Below are 19,419 nucleotides of genomic sequence, written 5' to 3'. Positions count from 1 at the left end.
ACCGGGGTTGCTGACCGGACGCGTGGGCACGAAGCTAAAAAGAACCCGCCGTGGACTTCCAGCAGCAAACGAAAGGATATCGGCCAGAGACCGCATCAATTCTGAGAAGCTCATGATGCTAGCCTCAACTGCGAAATGGTTTCGGTCAGTCGTCCTCAGCATCGACCGCGATGAGATCGTGACGCGTAAGCATCCGATCTACATGCACGTCAAGAGTCCTGCCACAACATTCAGCTCCCGCGGGCACTACCAAGTCAGTGGTCAACATCAGATCGGCAATTGTGCTTGGGGCAACGACCGAGGCATCGCGGCACCTGGATTGTGAGCTATGGAAACGAACAAACTCACGACCAGCAGGACTGTTGCTGGGTTGCAATTGTGGTGGGAGGTAGTCCGTAGTGGTCCATTCAGAAGCCATTCCAGAACAACAGGTGCTTGCGCGAGGTACGTCCAAGGCTAGGAGGACGCGAGCTGTCCATCATGCACCCTCTCTACGATTATCGATCGGGTCATCGAAAGAACAGACAGGATGCTCTTCAAGGCGTGACGAAGATCTCGATTGCGTTGAGCGTAGTTCGCGCTCTCTCACGAGTCAGTCCGCGCCGTCTACCCCGCCGTGCGCAAATCGAGATGAAAAGCCTGGTTGACTGTGACGAACAGGTGCGTCGGGCTAGTCGAGTATGTCAGGACAGTCTGCCGGATGGCACCGTCGCAATTCCTCCAGACGAACACACCCTCCTGAGCTATAGCACTCGGGCAGCTAACATCAGACAATCGTACTCCTTCTTGGGAAGAGCTCAGGGGGCGAATGCTCAGCTTGCCGACTACCTCATTTGTCACGGAGAAATATCGAATGCTGCACGAACGCGAACATTATGTCGGCGGGTCCTGGGTAGAGCCATTGGAACCCGTATTCCTGGACTTAATCGATCCCTCCACCGAAGAAGCGTTCACTCGTATTGCCCTGGGCGGTGCAAAGGACGTTGACCGGGCTGTCGCCGCGGCTCGGGCTGCCTTTCCTGCCTTCTCTCGGACTACGCGGGAAGAAAGACTCGAACTGTTGGTGAATATTGTTGCGGAATTCGAGAAACGGCGCAATGACCTCTCCGAGGTACTCTGCCAGGAAATGGGGGCGCCGCTGGAATTTGCGCGCGAGTTGGCCACGACACCGATAGATCTGAGCAGCATGGTAACCGTGCTGCGAAGCTATCCGTTCGAGGAGTTGCAAGCAGGAACCAAGATCGTGCGAGAACCAATCGGTGTCGCCGGCTTAATCACTCCTTGGAACTGGCCGGTCAATCAGATCATCATGAAGGTCGCCCCCGCATTAGCAGCGGGCTGTACGATGGTGCTAAAGCCCTCCGAACTGGCGCCCTTGAACGCCGTGATCTGGTCAGAGGTGATGCATGCGGCTGGCGTTCCCAAAGGCGTCTACAACATGGTGCAGGGCGAAGGTGCGGTCGTCGGCGAGGCTATGTCGGCTCATCCGGGCATCGAACTGATCTCATTTACTGGCTCGACCAGGGCCGGCATTCTCGTCGCAAAGTCAGCTTCTCAAACTGTTAAGCGTGTTACGCAAGAGCTCGGTGGAAAATCGGCGAACATCCTGTTGCCTGATGCCGATTTCGAGGCGGCCATCCCCAAAGCCGCACTAAGAGCGATGTTTAATAGCGGCCAGTCATGCAGCGCGCCGACCCGCATGTTCGTGCCGATTGCGAGGCATGATGAGGCGAAGGAAAGGGTCAAAGCGACGGTAGAGAAGCTTGTTGTTGGCGATCCCTGGGAGCCCCGGACGAATCTTGGTCCGGTAGTCACTGAGGCACAGTTCAAGAAAGTGCAGCGGCTCATCCAAGCCGGGATCGAGGAAGGGGCGGAGCTTGTCACTGGCGGCCTTGGCCGTCCCGAGCATCTTAGCTGCGGTTATTTCGTGCGTCCTACCGTATTTGCGAACGTCCGAAACGACATGTCCATCGCGCGCGAGGAGATCTTTGGGCCAGTCCTATCAATCTTGCCATATAGGCATGAAGAAGAGGCCATAGAGCTCGCAAACGATACGGTCTACGGGTTGGCGGCTTATGTGCAGTCGTCAGATCTTGAGCGCGCACGTCGCGTCGCAGGCCGCCTGCGTGTTGGATCTGTCCATGTTAACTTCCCGGGACTCGACAGGGCCGCCCCGTTTGGCGGGTACAAGCAATCCGGCAATGGGCGCGAAAACGGCAGGTGGGGACTCGAGGAATATCTTGAGGTGAAGGCAGTGCTTGGCTATGACCCTGCATAGTGATGTCACGCGGGACAGTAGCGGTGATTGAAGGAAGATGTCCGTATCATTCTTGCCAGATCGGTCAGCTCTTACAGCGACGGGGACAGAACGATATACTCTTGTAATAGTGGCCCGCAACACTGCGGGCGCGACTTCAATTCAGGTACTTGCGCTGAAATTGCGCTCTGCTGCCGGACCGTGACACAAAGGGAATGCTTTGATCCGCATCGCGATCGGCACCGGGAACCTGCTGCGCGGCTCATAGGCCGAACACACTGGACTTGGCGGCGGCCCAGAATGAGGAGTGAAGTGCTTATTTCCGCCATAGAAGTTATTGATCCGTGAAGAGCTCTGGTTACGGCCGCACCACCTGAACCGCGGCATTCAGAGCAGAGAGGGATAGGGTATCAACAGGGCCCCCAACGAGAAAGTCGACAGAAGTGTAGCCGGCGGCGAGAACGGGATTTGTAGCCTTGCCGTGTCTCCACCAGAGACAGGTGCAACGCATGCGGTGGTCGGCCTTGAGATGACCTATGAGGGGCTCGACGGCAGACCTGCGGCAGAGTTCGCCCTTCATCTTGGGTCACCCTTCGCTTCTGGCCGGGGATGTAGAACCTGAACATGTGATGGGGCGACGCGTAGTAGCCGCGCAATCGCGGCGAGAATGCGCGAGGCTAGCGCCGAGGGACGCCGGTGTCCGGGATCAGTGTGGCCACGCTGATGACTGTCATACGGATCGCCGGGCAGCGCCTAAAGAAACGCGACGAACTGGCCACCCTTTGCGCGGCTGATCGTGGTTGCAGTGGAGACTTGAGGCCGTACTCGTGACTCCGATGGGGCTTGCCCTTGCCGATGCATTCGACCTCGGGCGTGTGCGGGGAATAGACCTTCGGGCCGCATTGGCGCTGTTGCTGCTAGCGCCGTTCCGTGCCAGCGATAGCGGCTTTACAATGGTGGTTGAGAGCCAACCTGTGAAGCTTCGGTAGCCGCACGAGTATCTGAGCGCCGGATTCAGAAGCTTCGGATCGGTGGGGAACGTTTACGTTCTTGGCTTGAATCGTGGCGTCGAGGATCACCGTGACAGCTCGGACGGTCTGATCGCCTTGACCCTGGTGGCAACCGACAAGCGCTCCTGGATCTCTCCAGCCACCTCTCCTCGGCCATCCGGCTGCGCCAGCACGAAGCGACGAACGATCGGACACCAGCCGACGCCGGAATAACTCCTCGCCACAGCATTGTTGATAGCAAGTGGTCTCGCTCGACGGCTCGCGCCGCACTTCATCGGACGGGTCGTCGCGCCGAGTGTCACCGCAACATCATCTCCTGCTCAAGCGCTCAGGATTTCATTCCCCGGCGGATATACCGCCACGTTACGACGTGGAGGTAAGGCCGCCCAAACGCCTCCACTTTTTGTGGCGAGATTAGCTTGAAGCGGTGCCCGCAAGCCATCGATTCGGCATCACTCAAGCGGGCGTTTGATCCCGGCCTGTCACTGCGATGGCGACCTGACGTCGTTGAAGTCTGATCTGCTCCGATAGGAGATCAGGCCGATGAGGAGTCCTCCCCAGATCTGGTAGTTTTTCAGGCTGTGCGTAGTGCTCTAAGATCAGCTTACTAATGCGCCGCACAGGCTGTGATGCAGCTCGTCAAGAGGAAATGGATTCCAATGATAGGCGTAGTCAACCCGTTGCAAGTCTCACGGTTTCTTCAACGACATGATGCATCCGCTGTCCAGAAAGGTATTAGGCTTTCGATAGGTTTCGACTTTCACGAGTACGTCGCGATTGCAGGCGCCACGCCAACCAAGGGCCGGACATATCCTATCTTTCGGCCGGATCGCTCGCCGATCAGACGAGGCGAGGGCTATTGGATGATAGGCGTCGATAGCAATAACAAGGTCGCTCTGTTGGAGGCTGCTCGGCTTTACAATCTTCAGCAGACAAACTTTGCAGAACATCTTCAATCACTAAAAGCGTTTTACGCAGACCCGAGTTTGCATGCACATCCTCTCGATCGTTGTACTTGCATTGCGCCAAGCGCAAAGAAGATGGCCGGGAAAGTAGCGTATCATGGAGATCGTTGGGTCCGCAGAGACTTTAGAGGACAGGGTATCCCCAAAATCATGGCAGGAATTGCACGAGGCGTATCCTTGGCGATGTGGGCTCCCGATTTCCTATGTGCACTTGTAGCGCGCCGGATATTAGACAACCGTAGTGTTTTCGGATATGCGCATTCTGAATGCGGCGGGTCGATATTGCAGCTGATAGAAGAAGATATTGTGGATGACGATTGGCTTGTTTGGCTAAGCGGCGAGGAGTTGAGGAGCCTTGTTCATCGTGGCGACGTAAAGGAGGCAACTGTGGGCTCGTGAGTTTTCGCAGGAAAAGCCAGTGCACTAAGTTTGCTGGGCGTCTGGTGCCGTATAGCTGGCGCTCCAGCATGGATAGCGTTACATGCCGGGCAACGAGGAGAGCACACGATCGGTAGCCCTCCAGGCGCTCCTTGGCTCCAGCCGTATCGAGATTGTCTCGCACGGAGTAGATATGAAGGCAATTGTGAGTAGATCGATTGGCGGCCCCGAAAAGCTGGTGCTCGAAGAGGTCGACGACCCGGTGGCTGCCGCAAGCCAGATCTTGGTTCGTGTCAAAGCCAGCGGGGTCAATTTTCCGGACACGCTTATCATAGAAGACAGGTACCAATTCAAGCCGAAACGGCCATTCTCGCCTGGTGCCGAGTTTTCTGGCGTGGTCGAAGCTGTCGGTACTGACGTATGCTCATTTCGGCCCGGCGATCGCACCATGGGGTTTTCTAGATGGGGATCAATGGCTCAGAAGATTGCTGTAGAGGCGAGCCGCTGCGTCATGATACCGGACACCATGCCCTTTGACGAAGCTGCTGCCTTCCTCCTTACCTACGGCACGTCCTACTACGCCTTGAAAGTGAAAGCGGGGCTCAGAAGCGGTGAAACTCTTCTCGTGCTTGGAGCTGCTGGCGGCGTCGGCCTTGCAGCAATTGAAATTGGAAAAGCTATCGGAGCTCGGGTGGTAGCCGCGGTTTCTACAACTGAGAAAGCGACGCTAGTCCGAGAGCACGGAGCCGACGCTGCAGTAATATATCCAGCGGCGCCGTCGGATCCACGTTCCCGCGGAGAGGTCGCGCGTCTCCTTAAAGAGGCGTGCGCGCCAGACGGCGCGCACGCTGTCTGTGATGTCGTAGGCGGGCACTATTCGGAGGCGGCTTTACGCGCAATAGCTTGGGAGGGTCGCTTCCTCGTTGTAGGATTTGCCGCGGGTGTTCCCAGGATTCCGCTCAATCTCCCGTTGCTTAAGTCTTGCCAGATTATGGGAGTGTTCTGGGGCCCATGGCTTGATCAGAGTGTCGTACATCTTACTAGCAGTGTGGCCGAGTTGTTTGAGTGGTACAACCGTGGCAAGCTGCGCCCTTACATATCAACGCGCTTTCCGTTGGCAGAGGCTGGTGATGCAATTGCCCGACTAGCCACTCGAACGGCAGTGGGAAAGATTGTCGTCACTGTCGATTGAATTCACCTTGGAGCATGCGCGGGCAAATGTTCATGCGTGTACCGGCGGAATCCAGCCAAGGATTGATCCGGCAACTTCATCAAGCTCACGGCAAATCCGCTCATCACTCAGGCGACCGGGCGCAAATGGCTCGCATCGCAGGTCCGCTCCACACATCGATCTCGGCGGCGCACTCCGCCGTAAGCCTCCGGTGGAGCTTTCAATTACCCACATTTAGTCGAACGGGCTGAGGGAGCGCACAAACCATTGCATCGCAGGAATCGACCGTGATTCCTTGTCTGGCACCGATTCGCAGGGGGCGGTGCCAATGGACGAAGAAGCCGACGCATGGTTTGATCGCGAGCTCGCTGGCTGCAGCCTTGCCGACGAGCGCCTGAACAAGCGGCTCCGCAAACTGGTAGCGCAGATCGGGAGCGCCATGGGCGAAAGTATTCCGCTGGTGTGCCAGGACTGGGCCAACACCAAGGCTGCGTATCGTTTTTTCTCCAACGACCGGGTCAGCGAAGCGGACATTCTGGCTGGCCACTTTCAATCGACGCGTGAGCGCGAACTCAGACGCGATCGGAATCACGAAGAGCATAAACAGCGGCCGGGACAAGGCGGGCCGCCTGAGATCGCACACGGTTTGCGGCATCCTGATGCACTCGAGCCTGGCGGTGACGACGGAAGGGCTGCCGCTTGGACTGACGGCCGTCAAATTCTGGACCCGGAAGAAATTCAAGGGGATGGGCGCCGATGATTCTCTCCCCGACGATGTGACCACCCTGAAGTCGATGCTGCGCGCCGAGCGCGCGGCCCGGTTGGCCGCAGAAGCCGAGGCCCACGCGGGGACCTTGCTCATCGAGAAGCTCAAACTCACGATCAAGAAGCTGCGGCACGAGCAGTTCGGACAATCCTCTGAGCGCGGCGCATTGCTGGACCAGCTTGAGCTGCAGCTCGCCGATCTCGAGGAGAACGCCGCGCAAGCCGAGACCGCGGCGCAGATGGCCGCAACCGAGAAGATTACGGTGCCCTCGTTCGAGCGGCGCAAACCGGCGCGCCGGCCGCTGCCGGAGCATCTGCCGCGGGAGCGTCTTGTGTATCCAATGCCTGCCACCTGCCCATGCTGCGGCGACAGCCGATTGCGCAAAATTGGCGAGGACGTGACCGAGACGCTGGAGCTCATCCCGCGCCAGTGGAAAGTGATCCAGCACGTCCGTGAGAAGTTCGTCTGCCGAGCCTGCGAAGCGATCAGCCAGCCGCCGGCCCCCTCGCACCCGATTGCGCGTAGGCGCGCGGGACCCAGGCTGCTGGCCCATGTCCTGTTCGCCAAGTATGGCCTGCACCTGCCACTCAACCGTCAGACCGACGTCTACCAGCGCGAAGGCATCGACCTCGACGTATCGACGCTGGCGGACTGGGTGGGCGCCTCCGCGGCAACTCTGATGCCGCTGGTCGATACGATCCGGAGCCATGTCTTTGCGGCCGAGCCTATCCACGCCGACGACACCACAGTGCCAGTTCTGGCAAAGGGCAAGACCCGGACCGGCCGGCTCTGGACCTATGTGCGCGACGACCGCCCGTTTGGCGGTCCCGATCCGCCGGCGGCCGCGTTCTTCTATTCGCCGGATCGTGGCGGGGAGCATCCGGAGCAGCACCTGGCAGGTTATGCCGGGCTGATGCAGGCGGATGCCTATGCCGGCTTCGGCAGGCTCTACGAGGCCAATCGCAAGCCAGGTCCGATCGTCGAAGCTGCATGCTGGGCACACGGCAGGCGCAAGTTCTTCGATCTCGCGCGGCTCAGCAAGGCGCCGATCGCGGCCGAGGCGGTCAAGCGCATCGATGTCCTGTTCGCCATCCAACGCGAGATCAACGGTCTCGCGCCGCAGGAGCGCCTGCGCGTGCGCCAGGAGCGCAGCCGCCCTCTGATCGTCGAACTGCAGGCTTGGTTGCGCGAGCAGCGCGCCAAGCTCTCCAGGAACAACGATACGACCAAGGCGATCAATTACAGCCTCAACCGCTGGGAGGCGTTCACTCGCTTCATCGAAGACGGCCGCCTTTGCATATCGAACAATGCCGCCGAGCGCGAGCTACGGGCTGTCGCCGTCGGCAGAAGAAATTGGACCTTCGCCGGCTCCGATGAGGGCGGCCGACGTGCGGCGGCGATCTACACCCTCATTGCCACCGCTCTATGCCGCGCGCGGCATAGTGCCGTCATGATCAGCGTCGCCATGACGGCGGCGCGGTCGGCACCGCGTTCGGAGCCTGCGAAGAGCCAGGACTTGCGGCCGAGGGCAAAGCCGCGCAACGCGCGCTCCGCCGCATTGTTTGTCAGGCAGATCCGTCCGTTGTTGACGAAGCGAGCGAACCGGTCCCACCGGCGCAGCATGTAATCGATTGGCTTGGCGACTGCGGAGGAGTTCGACAGCCGGGCGCGCTGCTCGCGCAGCCATGCTTCCAATGCAATCACAAGCGGGGCGCTTTGTTCCTTGCGCACCCGCAACCGCTCTTCGGCACTTTGGCCGTTGATGCCGCGCTCAATATCGAACAGTGCATCGATGCGCTTGACCGCCTCCAGGGCGATCGGCGAGATCGCCGCGGCGTTCTTGTCTCGCCTCGCATTGGCGGCGATGTCCGCCAGCTCAAAAAACTGCCGCCTGGCGTGAGCCCAACTTGCGTCAGGATAAGTCCTGGAAAGGAGGAAGAATGTGACCTGAAACCTTTCAACGTGACCCAGAGGGTTCGACGCCCTCGCGGCAAAGGCGGAGCCCGCCAGCCGGAAGCGAGTCTTGCATGGGTGACGGCAACGTCATTCGTGAAGCGTAGACAGCGGGTACTGAAGCCCTGTGGCAGCCTCGAAATCATGGTCGTGCTGAAGCCTTCGCCGTGTTGGATCCGGGGGCAGCACTGGGAAAGCCGCTATGGTCAGGCTTACCGGTCCGGCCGGGGTCTCAGAGCAGGGCAAAGGTACAGGATGGGCCACCAGGAAACCTGAGAGATCCCGTTTGTGTCCACATGAATCGGCCGGACAGGAGCACCGGCCTGAACAATGCTCCGGGCCTGATGACCGACTTGGCGAACATCGGGAGCGCAGACGCGAACACGAAACACCAAGGCATGTGGAATCCCGAGGCGAAGACATAAGCTGACGGACATGCGCGGCGGGAAGTCGTAGCGGCTTCGTAGTACCGAGGAAGGCGGGGAACTGGGCTCACCGGGACCCGCTGGAGGGAAGGGAGCCGTCACGCGTTAAGACCCATTGACGAGAAACACGGGAGGGAACCCTGAGTCCCGCAAACCTGTCAACGAAACGACAATGGATAGCCGATCTGGCGAGGCAACATCCCGAGCGGGTGCTGACCGCGCTGCATCACCTGATCGACCGTGAATGGATGCTCGAGGCTTATCGTCTGACGCGCAAGGATGGCGCGCCCGGCGTCGACGGCATGATGGCGACGGACTATGAGGCGAACTTGGAGGCCAATCTTGATGATCTCCTGGCGCGCATCAAATCCGGCCGTTACATCGCGCCGCCGGTGCGACGGCGCTACATCCCCAAGGCGGATGGCACGGAACGGCCGCTGGGCATCCCGACACTGGAAGACAAGGTGGCGCAGCGGGCGATTCTCCTGCTGCTGGAGCCGATCTACGAGACGGACTTCTTGCCGTGCTCGTACGGGTTCCGATCGGGACGATCGGCCCATGACGCCCTGCACGCTCTGCGTACCGGGTTCATGGAACAAGGGCTGCGCTGGGTGGTGGACGTCGATATCTCGAAATACTTCGACACCATCGACCACGCACACTTGCGCCGATTCCTCGACCAGCGAGTCACGGACGGTGTCGTCCGGAGGATGATTGATAAATGGCTGAAGGCGGGGGTGCTCGAAAAGGGCATCCTGCGCCGCACGACTGGTGGAACGCCCCAAGGCGGCGTGATCTCGCCACTGCTTGCAAACATCTACCTGCATTATGTGCTGGACGAATGGTTCGAGCAGGTGGCGCGACCGCGGCTCAAGGGGCGGTGCCAACTGGTTCGATACGCTGATGATGCGGTGATTGCCTTTGAGGACCACCTGTCCGGCAAGCGATTGCTGAACGTGTTGGCCAAGCGGCTTGATCGGTATGGGCTTCAACTCCATCCGACCAAGACTCGCTTCGTAGACTTCCGGTTCAAACGCCCAGGCGGGCGTCATCCTGCGACGGCGGGGACCACGTTCAACTTCCTTGGCTTCACCCACGTGTGGGGTCAATCGCGGAAGGGTAAGAATGTCGTCCGACAGATAACGGCAAAAGACCGTTATGCCCGCGCACTGGCCTCCGTGACGGAATGGTGTCGGCTCAACCTGCATCGTCCGTTCCGGGAACAGCACGCGCACTTGTCACGGGTGATCCGGGGGCACTGCGCCTACTACGGCATCTCCGGAAACGGCCGACGCATCAGATGGTACCACCACCAAGTCACGCGGATATGGAGGAAGTGGCTCGCACGGCGTGGCCGCCACAGCAATCTGCCGTGGACGCGCTTCCGGGCCATGCTCGCGCGATACCCACTGCCAACAGCCAAGATCGTCCACCAATATGCGCCGTCTCGTGAGCGAAGCTTGCGCGTGAAGAACCGGATGCGGGTAATCCGCTCGTCCGGGTCTGTGAGGGGCGGGGATGGCAACACCCCGCCTACTCGGCAGAGTGCGGGCGTGACCGGTCCCTGCGCGCGCGAGGCGTCATACAGTTCGTTGTAGTCGCTATAGGCGTCGCCTGCAGGATGCCGGAGAAGCTTTGGAGATGCTGAGTGGGATGCTCCCGCCGTCGGTCGCGCGAGGCGTAATAGAGCGCACCCGGCGGCGCCCGGCCGCCGAATGGTCGGTCGTCACGGACATAGGTCCAGATGTGTCCTTTGACCGTCTGGCCCTTGGCCAAGATCGGTACCGTGGTGTCATCGCCGTGCAGCCGCTCGGCGCAGAGGACGTGACGCTCGATCAGCCGATAAAGCGGCTGCAGGGCCGCCGCACAGGCACCGACCTGGTCGGCCAGTGTCGACAGGCTCAGATCGATGCCTTCCCGCGCATAGCGCTCGCTCTGCCGATTCAACGGCTGATGTTGGCCGAACTTCTCGAACAGGATCATGGCCAGCAGATTGGGGCCGGCAAAGCCGCGCGGCGTCACGTGGAAGGGCGCCGGCGCCTGGGTGATCGTCTCGCAGTCCCGGCAGGAGAACCTCTCACGCACGGTCTGGATCACCTTCCACTGCCGCGGAATGAGTCCAGCGTCTCGGTAATACCTTCGCCCAGCTTTTATAGATTCGATGAGCCGCAGCAAGGGCAGCTCTCCGGTGCGGCGACCACGACCCGCTCGCGCGGCAAATGATCTGGGAACGGTTTGCGCGACGGGCGCTTGCGCTGGAAGAACTTAACGGTCTGTGTCTGAGCCGCCGCCCTCTCAGCCGCCAGTTCGTCTTCGGTTGCGGTTGCTTCCAACGTAAGCGTAGCTCTGCGGCCCTTTTTGATTGGTGCTTGACGCCTATTTTGAGCGCGTGATGCGGCGCCGCGGCTTCCAAATTTCGGACAAAGCGTTGACGGCGGCTTCGAGCGCCTTGCTGTCGATGACGTTGGGATCGAAGTGTTCGGGCCCCCAGAGGCGCATGTGTTCGTGCTCCGGATGGGTGGGGTCGCGGAGGGCATCGAGGTATTCAGCATAGCCTGGCGCACCGCCGACGTCTTCCGGAGGACAACGGCCGGTGGCCTGGAGCAAGAAGGGCAGACCCTCTGTCGGCGTGTCGTCGAACCATTTTTCGAGCTTGATCACATGATCCCAGCTGTCGCCGAAGTCGTAGATATAATGGATCGTCTTGGCGCCGGTCTCGTGAACGATATCGCTGAGCCGCGCCTTGCGGGCATCGATGGGCTGGGGACCAAAATCACCATCGGGATCGGGGATACCCCAACGTCCTTCGCCAGCCAGGAACTCAAAGAGATGGCTATTCGTCCAGCCAAACGCCGCCTGAAGCGTCAGATGCAGCCGATCAAGGCGCAGCGTGAGCGGCACGACGAGGCATCGCATCACCTCCGGTTTCACGTCCTTGAGGGTCACCTTGATCCGGACGGCGGTCGTGTTGAGGCTCATGCCGCCAGCCTCGGGTCGTGTGCATGCATCGTGTAGGTCGACGACCACGGAAGCAGTTCGTCCAGTCGCGCCGCAGGCCAGCCATTGACGAGCTTAGAGAGCACGTCGGAGAGCCAGTGCTCGGCGCTGACGCTGTTGAGCTTACAGGTCTCGATCAACGAAGCTAGTACTGCCCAACTCTCGGCACCCTCGTCGCAACCGGCAAAAAGGGAGTTCTTGGCGTTGAGCTTGATCGGCCGCATCGCACGCTCGACCGCATTCGTATCCATCTCGATGCGCCCGTCATCAAGGTAGAGCGTCAGGCCGTCCCAATGACGCAGCGCATAACGCAAAGCTTTCGCCGTGTCGCTCTTCTGTGCAAGGTGATCAAGTTTTGCCTCAAACCACTGCTTCAAGGCTGCAGCCAGAGGCCGGGCATTCGCCTGTCGGCCTGCGCGGCGCTCAGCATCAGATCGGCCACGTAATACTTTCTCGACCGCGTAGAGTTGGGCGATGCGCTCGAGTGCCTCGTGGGCAACCGGAGCCGGTGCCGGAGAAGCCTCGCGCTCGATCTTCACAAACTGGCGTCGCAGATGCGACCAGCAGAAGGCAAGCGTCCCGGACAGTGCGTCCGAACGCGTCTCTCGGGTCATGGTCTTGTAAGCCTCATAGCCATCGCAATGGATGATGCCACGATAGCCCTCAAGCAGCCTCAAGCCATGAACGGCGCCGCGGCCCGGTGCATAGGCATAGATCACCCCAGGCGGATCAGGACCGGCCCAGGGCCTGTCATCGCGCGAGAGCGCCCAGAAGTAGCCAGTTTTGGTTCTGCCGCGCCCCGGATCCAACACCGGCGCTGGGGTCTCATCGACACAGAGCTTCGAGGAGGCGAGCAGAAGCTCTCGCAGACGATGCCACAACGGCTTCAGTTCCTGGGCGGCATAGCCGACCCAGAAGGCGAGCGTGGAACGATCGATGGCAATTCCGTGGGTCGCCAGCATCTGCGCCTGACGATAGAGCGGCAAATGCCAATGATACTTGGCGTCAATTACATGCGCGACGAGCCGCTCGGTGGGCAGTCCACCCTTGATCAATCGCTCGGGCGCGGCGTGCTGGAGGACCACGCCATGACAGGCGCGGCAGGCCAGCTTGGGCCGGCGGGTTACGATCACCCGGTACTGCACCGGAACGACGTCGAGCCTTTGGCTCTCATCGCTGCCAATCTCAACGAGATCGCCTTTGCAGGACGGGCAGCAGGTTGCAGTCGGCATCAGCGTTTCGACGATGCGTGGCAAATGCTTCGGCAGCTTGCCACGATTTGCCCTGCGCTCGGCAGCTCTCTTCTCGCGTGTTTTGGGATTGGCGCGGTCCTCGGCTGCTTCGAGAGCCGCAACGGCCTGATCGATATCCTCCAGAACAAGCTGGAGCTGATCAGCGTTAAGCTTTTCCGACGATCGACCGAACTGCGCATCTTTTGCAAGCTTGAGCAACCGCTCGAGTCTGGCGCAGCGCTCCAGCAGAGCCGCGGCAAAGGCACGCAACTCGGCTGGGTCGCTCGGCAGTTGATCAGGCAAATCACTCATTGGCCCGAGTCTGCCATGCTTCGCGCCTCGATGCAGCGAAGATTTTATCTCCTACGCAAGCGCTTTCGGCTGCGGGATTCGAGGCGCATGCATGCGTGTCCAATCCATGCCGGCCAGAAGCGCCGACAACTGCGCGGCGTTCATTCGCATGACGCCGTCAACAACCGGCGGCCACTTGAAGGCGCTGCCCTCAAGCCGCTTCCAATACAGCACAAGGCCACTGCCATCCCAGACGACGATCTTCACCCGATCAGCGCGCTTTGCACGGAAGACCACCGCCATGCCCTTCATCGGATCGTGGCCCAGCGTCTCCTTCGCCAACAGCGCCAGGCCATCCGCGCCCTTCCTAAAGTCTACAGGTCGGGTTGCAACGTAAATCATGAGGCCAGCGGGAGCCGTCAGCATGAACGTGTCCGGCGCAACGCCACAAACACATCACTCAGCACGGCAAGCCCAGGCGTTCCCCGCACCTCCACCCGGGCCCCAAGGAACTCAACCGTAACAACGGCAGCTTCCGACGATCCGGACGGCGCGGCAGCCGCCGATGGCGACGTTTCCGATACCAAAGGCACGAATGTTACTGTATCCGCCGAAGCCGGCAGCACCAGTTGACCTGAACGCGCCCGGCGCCGCCAGTCATGCACCTGCTGGGGCCGGCAGCCATGGCGACGCGCGATATCTGTTACAATCGCGCCTGGCTCGAGGCTTTCCGCGACTATCTGGGCCTTCAAATCATCCGGCCACTGCTTTCGTCCTACTCCAGCATACACTTCGATACGCGGAGACATCGGTCGTCTTATGTCGTCCGAATGGTCGTCCATTGTGAGCACCCTTGCAGAAGATGACTCTTCTAACGGCGCTCACAAGACTGCGCACAAACAATCTGAAGGGCCTCAGCACCACGCTTACCTTCCAACTCTTCGAGCTGAAGCTCCATCTGCTCCAGCAGCCGCGCCTTGCGCTCCGAACGGCTGCCATAAATCTGGCGACGCAGCTTCTCGATCTCGAGCTTGAGGTAACTGATCAGGGCCTCGGCCGCCTTCGCGTCGGCAGCTTCCGCTTTGGCGCTCGCCGCGACCGCTTCCGCTTGAAGACGAGCGGCTCGCTCCGCGAGGATCATCGCATGCGCGGCGGTCAGATCGGTGGGGAGCGATTCAGATGTGGTCACGACGATGATGGAATCACATCCATCACGATCCGCAAGCTCAAAGCCTCATCCGACCGATGCCGGCCGCCACGTCTCTTGTGGGTGCCGCCAGTCGATCCCGGACAATAGATAGCCGAGCTGCGCCGACGAGATCGTCACCACACCCTCGGCAGGGCTCGGCCAGATGAAGCGCCCCCGCTCCAAGCGCTTAGTGAACAGACAGGCGCCCTGGCCGTCATGCCAGATGATCTTCAAAAGATTGCCCCGGCGACCGCGGAAGCAAAACAGGTGACCGCCAAGCGGATCGCGATGCAAGATCTCCTGAACCTGCAACGCCAGCGACGGAAAGCCCTTCCGCATGTCGGTATGGCCGGTCGCGAGCCATACCCGCACGCCGGCCGGCAACGGGATCATCGTGGCCATCCATCTGTCAGCGCCGCCACGACTGCGCTCAGCGTCGCCGCGTCAACCGCGCCAGTGATCCGCATCCGAGCCCCGGCCGCGAACTCGATCTCGATCGCACCGCAGGTTCCGGAGGGTGCCGTCAACGGTTGCCGGTCGGGCGCAATGGAGACTGCCGCAAAACGGACCTCGTCATCCTGCCGCTGCATCGGCTCAGGCCCGCGAGCGAAGACACCGGTCCGCGCCTGCCGCCGCCAAGCCGTGACTAAATTGCGGTGAACATCATGTCGCCGAGCAACCTCGACAACACTGGCCCCAGGCGCCAGACTCTCCTCCACGATCCGAAGCTTCTCGGCGCTCGTCCACCGCCGTCGCCGTTCTGGACCGGACAGAACCGTAACCGTCGTCACGTTTGCTCATTTGCTTGCGAATTAATGAGCAAACCATCTCACGCTCGAACCTGATCCGGGAAGGCGGCCTCCACCGGCTTTCAATTACCCACAAAGTCTCCTCCGACCAAGGCGCCTAACGCGATGTCGGTCAGGCGCGACAGCCCGCGCCACATGACCGTATTGCCAGGGGGCGGATCGCTGGCGCGTGCGAGATAACCGCCGAGCCGGGCGATCTTGATGAGATAGTGCGAAAGCATCTTTCTCGCTTTTGGTTTGTCGTTGACGAGGCGATCGAGCACGCCGATTTCAGTCGCGGTCAATACGAGGGTTGGCGGTGCATCTGGGGCGGAACGGTTGAGCATCGTCATCCAGAAGACCCGCCAACTCAGGATGCAAAAAAGCGAGATCAGATTGGTCAGACGCTGGGCGGTCCTAAGCTTCGACTCCTCGGCTTTGCAGCCTGATTTGAGTATCTTGTGAAACACCTCGATCTTCCATCTCAAAGCATACCATTCGAGCTTCTCAATGGCGTCGGTGCGGGAGCTAACAGGTAGATCTGTGATCAGCTTCCACTCAATTTTCTTTCTCTTCTTCGGCGTCACGCGCTCTTCGGCGTGGATTACCGTTAAGGTCAACGTGGGATAGCGCTTCTGTTTTCCGATCGGCGGCAGGACGCGAATCTTGCGATATCTGATCTCGAGGACGGCTTCATCAGGATCTCCGTTGTTGTCTTTGACGTGGATGCGATGCCGCCCTTTGACGGCGACTTCGTCCATTTCATCAGCGATCGTGTGATCTCCATCCCCAGCCAAACGATCAACGCAAGTCCTGATCACGAAATGCGTTCCAGCTTCTCGAGCCGCGCAGAACAGCTCATAGATATCGCTCTCGCGATCACCGACGTGGACGCATCGTCCCGGATCGCCCAACAGCTCCGTGGATTGCCGGACATTGTCCAGCCAGCGAATGCTCTCCTTCTTCTCGATGGGAACGCGCGTCGGATTAATCTTCTTCTTGAGCGCGGCGGTCCCCTTGAATTTCTTCCGGGTCCAGAATTTGACGGCCGTCAGTCCAAGCGGCAGCCCTTCCGTCGTCACCGCCAGGCTCGAGTGCATCAGGATGCCGCAAACCGTGTGCGATCTCAGGCGGCCCGCCTTGTCCCGGCCGCTGTTTATGCTCTTCGTGATTCCGATCGCGTCTGAGTTCGCGCTCACGCGTCGATTGAAAGTGGCCAGCCAGAATGTCCGCTTCGCTGACCCGGTCGTTGGAGAAAAACGATACGCAGCCTTGGTGTTGGCCCAGTCCTGGCACACCAGCGGAATACTTTCGCCCATGGCGCTCCCGATCTGCGCTACCAGTTTGCGGAGCCGCTTGTTCAGGCGCTCGTCGGCAAGGCTGCAGCCAGCGAGCTCGCGATCAAACCATGCGTCGGCTTCTTCGTCCATTGGCACCGCCCCCTGCGAATCGGTGCCAGACAAGGAATCACGGTCGATTCCTGCGATGCAATGGTTTGTGCGCTCCCTCAGCCCGTTCGACTAATGTGGGTAATTGAAAGCTCCACCGGACGGATACATCGCGTCGCCAGCCACTAGGCTTATCTTGAAGCTGAGCTTCTCGGCATGCACGAAGTCCCACACGGAGTGGTAGTCGACCTTTAGGCCGCGTCCGGTAAGCTCGGCGATGAGCCTCCGTCTGGTCAAATCGCCCTTCTTGATCCGTTGCGATGGCCGGACCACGTGGTCTCCCGAAACCCCTTCGGATTGCGGCCGCCCATTTGGCCCACAGCAACGCTGCCCGTCTGATCGATCCTCTTCATCGAGCCAAATGGGGTGCTGATTGCGACCCCAACTTGCGTGGCTGCCGATTGCGCGAGATCCCGCACTCGATCGCGGCCACGACACGTTTCCGAAGATCCAGAGAATGCCCATCCACGCTGGCCTCTGCGCAGCCAGCGTGCTGAATCCCAGGAACGTCATACCGCTTTGGACGCACGTTCCTGAACACCTGCAGGATGGTTCCCCTAGCGTCCGCCACTATGGTTTCTTTCGCCGATGACGGATGCAAGGTCTTTCTCTGCCGCAAGACTCTTGCTGCCCGCACGCGCCGACGTATCAGGAAGCCCGGCGACGATGCCCTCAGCAGATGTGAGACCCGCCTGCGCGCATGGCGGCGCCACGCTCGCTGTCCAGCCGAGCTGATCCAGCTTCTTACCAATTCTTCGCTAACGCCAAGTCCGGCAAGTTTGCTGATTTCCTTTGTTGGGTTTTGCTTCGAAGTGACGGCCGCGTGACGGTCAGAGACCAACCTGTGACCGGTGTACGCATGGCGAATCGCCTAGAACGTGGGAAGTGATATTTCGTTGGAAGCAGCTGACGCGGCCAACGATTCATTTCCAGGTGTTCAGAGTTGTAGTCGCGCGCCGCAAAGCTTTGTCAAGTAACACCAGATCGACTCCATAGGAGAGACGCACCCCGGCGGGGTCGCCAAAAGGTGCGCCCGAAGCTGCTGCCACTCCAGCGTCAAACAGCAACACGCGGACGACGTCGTCGGCATCGAACTCGCAGCCGCGAGCATAGGCTTGCCGCTGCCATTGGCTGAAATCTAGGTAGAAGTGAAATCCACCTTGCGCCGCAGGCTGAGGCACAAATTTCAGCGCTGAAAGGATCTGCAACCCCAGGGCTCGCGCGCTTGCAAGGTCGAGCTGCAACTTCAGCTCGAACGCGGTATCGCCGCTCTCTAGCTGATGAAGCAGGGCATGCTGTGCAATGACATCGGGACAACAGACCGCATCGCGTTGTAACGCGTCAATTGCTCCGATGATGTTCTTTGGGCCCGCGAGATAGCCGATGTCCCAACCGGTCAGGGCCAGCGACTTGGAAAATGAATTGATTATCAATGTGCGATCCCGTGCTCTGGGGGCAACAGAAAGGATCGGATAATGTACATGCGGCGCATGAGCGAAGGCCCCGTAGCATTCATCGAAGATGACCCAAAGATCGCGATCGATAGCAAGTTGAGCGATGCCGGCAAGCGTGCTGCGGTCATAGACCGCCCCGGTCGGACTGGCGGGTGTGTTCACCACAACCGCCTTGGTCTTTGATGTAACGGCCGCCGCTAGATCGGCCAGCCTCGGCACATATTTGCTATGTCGAGTTTCTATAAACACGGCGCTGCCGCCAGCAATGCCGATTTGGATCGGGAAAGTGGACCAATAGGGGGTAGGAATCAGTACTTCGTCTCCGGGATCAAGGATCGCCATGGCCACATTGAAGAGCGCCTGTTTGGCGCCGCTTGCAATTGCGACCTCGTCTGCGGACCAGCATTGAGCGGTCTCGGAGGAAATCTTGCGAGCAAGCGCATGGCGCAACTGCATCAGACCGTACGGTTCGTTACTTCGATACAGGTTACGATTGATCGCGAGGATTGCGCCCTCGCGGAACGGTGGAGCTCCGTCACTGAAGATCTCTCCGGCGCTCAAATCGATGATTTGGTCCCCGCTCGCGGCAGCTGCTTCCGCCGCGCTCCAACCGGTGGCGTTCTCCGACGATTTGAACAAGGCTGTCCGTTCAGCCAACATGAAAGCTCTCCAGAATGTCGCCTGTCATCGTTACTACCGCCTGAGTCCTGGAAGTGAAGTGAGCCCCGAGATTCACAAAGAGACGAACAGGCCGGAGACGTTCACGGCATTGTTCTACTTCACTTACTACCATTGCGATTGTACACGAAATCGGGCCATGAGACAGCGGAAGCGCAATGGCTACGAATTGCTTCCATGATCCCAGTATCGGACCGGCATCCACCGTTCCGCGGAAAGTAGCGCTCATAAGGTTTTGGTCCTTCCAACTCGCCCCCACGTTTGCATGATGCGCGACCGTAGCTAAGCTTGCGAATAGGTTATCGCCCAGATACTTTGAAAAGCTGCACTCCTGGCCGTCCTTCGTAACAGCGCGGCATGCGCTTTTGTGAGGATCGAGAGGACGTAATTGCAGCGTAGCCAAACTCTCATGGAGCC

12 protein-coding genes and 4 pseudogenes are annotated in these 19,419 nt (G+C 59.9%); 5 read left to right on the top strand and 11 right to left on the bottom strand.

All coding sequences use genetic code 11. The features are described from left to right. Positions 1-853: 853 nt before the first annotated feature. The 4 genes and pseudogenes from ACTGJ9_RS38270 to tnpC (ACTGJ9_RS38255) all read left to right on the top strand — a co-directional run. Complete coding sequence (locus tag ACTGJ9_RS38270) at positions 854-2,278, top strand: aldehyde dehydrogenase family protein (RefSeq protein ID WP_456675226.1); 1,425 nt, start codon at positions 854-856, stop codon at positions 2,276-2,278. Positions 2,279-4,713: 2,435 nt separating this feature from the next. Beyond that, the gene (locus ACTGJ9_RS38265) at positions 4,714-5,802 is read left to right on the top strand and encodes an NADPH:quinone oxidoreductase family protein (protein WP_456675225.1); all 1,089 of its coding nucleotides are present in this window, start codon (positions 4,714-4,716) and stop codon (positions 5,800-5,802) included. A gap of 307 nt (positions 5,803-6,109) precedes the next feature. After that, positions 6,110-6,541 (top strand): IS4/Tn5 family transposase DNA-binding protein, encoded by a 432-nt coding sequence (locus ACTGJ9_RS38260; RefSeq protein WP_456675224.1) that lies wholly within the window; start codon positions 6,110-6,112, stop codon positions 6,539-6,541. Next, positions 6,528-8,102: pseudogene (gene tnpC, locus ACTGJ9_RS38255) on the top strand (IS66 family transposase); the annotation flags it as partial. The gene ACTGJ9_RS38260 and the pseudogene tnpC (ACTGJ9_RS38255), both read left to right, overlap by 14 nt. Here tnpC (ACTGJ9_RS38255) and ACTGJ9_RS38250 read toward each other — a convergent pair. Then, a pseudogene (locus ACTGJ9_RS38250) lies at positions 7,991-8,452 on the bottom strand (IS66 family transposase); the annotation flags it as partial. The pseudogenes tnpC (ACTGJ9_RS38255) and ACTGJ9_RS38250 sit on opposite strands and share 112 nt — an antisense overlap. 682 nt (positions 8,453-9,134) lie before the next feature. Between ACTGJ9_RS38250 and ltrA the strand changes: the two are divergent. Beyond that, positions 9,135-10,523, top strand: a complete 1,389-nt coding sequence (gene ltrA / locus ACTGJ9_RS38245) for a group II intron reverse transcriptase/maturase (RefSeq protein ID WP_456675223.1) — start codon at positions 9,135-9,137, stop codon at positions 10,521-10,523. On the opposite strand, the pseudogene tnpC (ACTGJ9_RS38240) reads toward ltrA, so the two are convergent. From tnpC (ACTGJ9_RS38240) to ACTGJ9_RS38195, 10 genes and pseudogenes are all read right to left on the bottom strand, one after another. Further along, positions 10,466-11,258 (bottom strand): annotated as a pseudogene (gene tnpC / locus ACTGJ9_RS38240) (IS66 family transposase); the annotation flags it as partial. The gene ltrA and the pseudogene tnpC (ACTGJ9_RS38240) overlap by 58 nt on opposite strands. 43 nt (positions 11,259-11,301) lie before the next feature. Then, complete coding sequence (locus tag ACTGJ9_RS38235; RefSeq protein ID WP_456675222.1) at positions 11,302-11,904, bottom strand: plasmid pRiA4b ORF-3 family protein; 603 nt, start codon at positions 11,902-11,904, stop codon at positions 11,302-11,304. Then, a complete protein-coding gene (gene tnpC, locus ACTGJ9_RS38230) occupies positions 11,901-13,466 on the bottom strand; it encodes an IS66 family transposase (RefSeq protein ID WP_456675221.1) in 1,566 nt (521 codons plus the stop codon). The genes ACTGJ9_RS38235 and tnpC (ACTGJ9_RS38230) overlap by 4 nt, the downstream gene beginning before the upstream one ends. A 51-nt stretch (positions 13,467-13,517) precedes the next feature. Next, positions 13,518-13,871 (bottom strand): IS66 family insertion sequence element accessory protein TnpB, encoded by a 354-nt coding sequence (tnpB, locus tag ACTGJ9_RS38225; RefSeq protein WP_456675220.1) that lies wholly within the window; start codon positions 13,869-13,871, stop codon positions 13,518-13,520. Beyond that, positions 13,865-14,287 carry an IS66-like element accessory protein TnpA gene (tnpA, locus tag ACTGJ9_RS38220; protein WP_456675219.1) on the bottom strand — a complete coding sequence of 141 codons (423 nt, stop codon included), beginning with the start codon at positions 14,285-14,287 and terminating at the stop codon, positions 13,865-13,867. Before tnpA (ACTGJ9_RS38220) ends, tnpB (ACTGJ9_RS38225) begins: the two co-directional genes overlap by 7 nt. Positions 14,288-14,376: 89 nt before the next feature. Next, positions 14,377-14,586: pseudogene (locus tag ACTGJ9_RS38215) on the bottom strand (IS66 family transposase); the annotation flags it as partial. Positions 14,587-14,679: 93 nt separating this feature from the next. After that, complete coding sequence (gene tnpB, locus ACTGJ9_RS38210; protein ID WP_456675218.1) at positions 14,680-15,027, bottom strand: IS66 family insertion sequence element accessory protein TnpB; 348 nt, start codon at positions 15,025-15,027, stop codon at positions 14,680-14,682. Next, entirely contained in the window at positions 15,024-15,353 is a 330-nt protein-coding gene (gene tnpA / locus ACTGJ9_RS38205; protein WP_456678759.1) for an IS66-like element accessory protein TnpA, read from the bottom strand. The genes tnpB (ACTGJ9_RS38210) and tnpA (ACTGJ9_RS38205) overlap by 4 nt, the downstream gene beginning before the upstream one ends. A gap of 152 nt (positions 15,354-15,505) precedes the next feature. After that, positions 15,506-16,852, bottom strand: a complete 1,347-nt coding sequence (locus ACTGJ9_RS38200) for an IS4 family transposase (protein WP_456675217.1) — start codon at positions 16,850-16,852, stop codon at positions 15,506-15,508. Between the two features lie 941 nt (positions 16,853-17,793). Further along, positions 17,794-18,984, bottom strand: a complete 1,191-nt coding sequence (locus ACTGJ9_RS38195; protein ID WP_456675216.1) for a pyridoxal phosphate-dependent aminotransferase — start codon at positions 18,982-18,984, stop codon at positions 17,794-17,796. Positions 18,985-19,419 lie beyond the last annotated feature (435 nt).

The organism is Bradyrhizobium sp. RDM12, assembly GCF_051917485.1.
Lineage (GTDB): Bacteria > Pseudomonadota > Alphaproteobacteria > Rhizobiales > Xanthobacteraceae > Bradyrhizobium.
This window is presented reverse-complemented; position numbering and strand designations above follow the sequence as displayed.